The sequence below is a fragment of the Brachyspira suanatina genome (assembly GCF_001049755.1).
In the GTDB taxonomy this organism is placed as follows: Bacteria; Spirochaetota; Brachyspiria; order Brachyspirales; family Brachyspiraceae; genus Brachyspira; species Brachyspira suanatina.
In genome coordinates this window covers 1-1,923 of the sequence record NZ_CVLB01000008.1, presented here as the reverse complement: position 1 = coordinate 1,923, position 1,923 = coordinate 1, and the positions used below count along the sequence as shown (strand labels likewise).

The 1,923-nt window shown below is 29.3% G+C and carries 2 protein-coding genes; both read right to left on the bottom strand.

All coding sequences use genetic code 11. The features are described from left to right. On the bottom strand, positions 1-516 hold a 516-nt coding region (locus BRSU_RS13960; RefSeq protein WP_048596199.1), incomplete at its 3' end, for a hypothetical protein. Positions 517-733: 217 nt separating this feature from the next. Then, positions 734-1,923, bottom strand: a 1,190-nt coding sequence (locus BRSU_RS13955; RefSeq protein ID WP_048596198.1) for a methyl-accepting chemotaxis protein, incomplete at its 5' end; no start/stop codon positions are given.

Sequence of the window (1,923 nt, the reverse complement as noted above, 5' to 3'; positions counted from 1 at the left end):
AGAATTAAATAGTCCTTTGCAAAGAAGTATAGCTTGAGAATCTTTTGCTATAGTATTGGCATAAGTAGCATTATAATTATTTGCTTTTAATCTTGTAAATAATTCAGTGTCAGAATCAGTTATAGATGTGCCTTCAAGAGATGCATTATCACTATCAACTATTATCCTTCCATTGACATCTGCAAGTCCCATATTAAGAGCATATCCATTTACTGAAGCAAAATCTTTTAATCTGTTTATGCTCTGCTGTTTAACATTTGCATCATTAGTATAAAGTATATTAAATACAGTTGATGATTTAGAATATGTATCAATGGCTAATAGCTGCTCATGAAGTACCATATCTACCATAGAAGCATATCCTGAAACTGTGAATTTAAAGCCGTTTAATGTTGTTCTTTTTACTGCCCTTGTAGATGATAATACAGAAAGTGTTCCCAATATAAAAATTGTAATGAAAATGATAATACTGATAATGAAAGGAATTTTAAAAGCTAAACTCTTCATTTTTCTCATACATACAAACCCTAATGAAATTTTGTTTTTATTAAAAAATAATTGTTTTAATATATATTTTATTCGGATAATTTGAATATAAAAATAAAAAAAAATTGTAATTTTTTTTAAAAAATTATATTTTATGATATTTATTCAATGTAAAAATGCAAAAATCAAATAAAAAGGGTTACTTCCTTACATTAGGAAATAACCCTTAAAAATCATACTGAAATTATCAAACTTTAAAGAAACTCATAGCATTAACCAGTTCTTCAGCCTGATTAAGCAAAGAGTTAGATGAAGCAGAAGCCTGTTCTACTAATGCAGCATTCTGCTGGGTTACTGTATCCATATCTGTTACAGCTCTATTAACTTGTTCTACACCTTCATGCTGTTCTACTGCTGTTGAGCTTATATCCTGCATTATTTTTGCTGTATTTTCTATTTTTTCTTGAAGCTCACTGAATATATCTTGTGAAACTCTTGCAGATTCTGTGGCTTTATTAATTTTTTCATATGCATTGTCTACCAAAGTAGTAATATCTTTTACTGATGACTGAGTAGTCTGTGCCAAATTTCTTACTTCAGAAGCTACTACCGCAAAACCTTTACCCATATCTCCAGCACGAGCCGCTTCAACTGCAGCATTAAGAGCTAATATATTAGTTTGGAAAGCAATATCTTCTATTATTTTTGTAATATCTTTAATCTTAGTGCTGGCATCATAAACTTCTTCTATATTTTTTGTAGTATCAAGTATTATTTCTCCGGCATTTTGAATAGCATCTCTTGAGTCTATCATCATCTTATTACCTTCTATTGACTGATCTGCTGATGATCTTATTGTAGAAGCCATTTGCTCCATTGATGAAGCAGTTTCTTCCAAACTTGCAGCTTGTGCTTCTGTTCTTCTCGATAAATCCATACTTCCTGAAGAAAGTTCTTTGGCATTTATTCTTATTTCATATGCTGAATTTCTTACTTTGATAATAATATCTGAAAGCCTATCTCTCATATCAAAAAAAGAATTAGCAAGCACACCCAATTCATCTTTTCGTTTTATACTTCTATGAGTGGAAGTTAAATCTCCATTAGAAATTTCTTTTGATATAATAACTAGTTCATCTAAAGGCTTAGTGATAGTTTTAATATACATAAATATTAATATACTGCATAATATAACAAAAGCAGGTCCTATTGTTATAGTACGCAAAACTGTATATTTTATTTCTCTATATATTTCGCTATCTTCTTTTGCAAATACAACTGTCCAAGGCATTATATCTATATTTTTATAGGCAGCTGAACTTTTGATTTCATTGTCATCATTATATGATTTTATTATTCCATCATCTTTTGTTTTTATTACACTATAAACTTCGGGTAAGTCATCACCTATTTTAGAAGAATCTGATGATAGTATTA